Annotated in this window: 1 pseudogene; it reads right to left on the bottom strand. The window is 42.2% G+C overall.

The window, feature by feature from the left end:
- A pseudogene (locus FH871_RS34845) lies at positions 1-403 on the bottom strand (glycoside hydrolase family 70 protein); the annotation flags it as partial.
- Positions 404-465 lie beyond the last annotated feature (62 nt).

The raw sequence follows: 465 nt of genomic DNA, 5'->3' as shown, positions 1-465 counted from the left end.
CGAAGTTCAGAAGCACTGAAACTCAAGCGTCCTTGACTATCTGTGTATTTATATTGACTACTTGACACATCGCGATCATTAAGGTAAGTCGCAATGCCATCCTTGGTTGATAGCAAGAGAGGACGGTAGGCTTGATTCTTATGCGCAGCCCCCATGCTGAGAGTTACGCCGCTAGAAGCTTGGAAGTTAGGCATATTGTTAATCAAGACAGCCATACCAGATGTGCGGGTTTCACTAGTCCCACGANACCGGCCACATATTTGATACGAGCTTTAAGCATGGTTTCAATGGCATTGTAGAATGGGGTTTTAGTTGCCATATACTGACCGTTGTCAGTATACATATCACCATAATAAACTCGAGTAACCGTATCCTTGTTTTGCAACATCCAAGTATAGGCCATAGGTAGGTTGTTGATATAATACTGCTTATCAACTGAGTACATATCCTGATTATAGATAGCAA

Origin of the sequence: Larkinella sp. C7, from assembly GCF_006149005.1 — a bacterium.
Classification (GTDB): domain Bacteria; phylum Bacteroidota; class Bacteroidia; order Cytophagales; family Spirosomataceae; genus Larkinella.
Note: the sequence above shows the minus strand (reverse complement) of the source record. Positions and strands in the feature narration are given on the sequence as shown.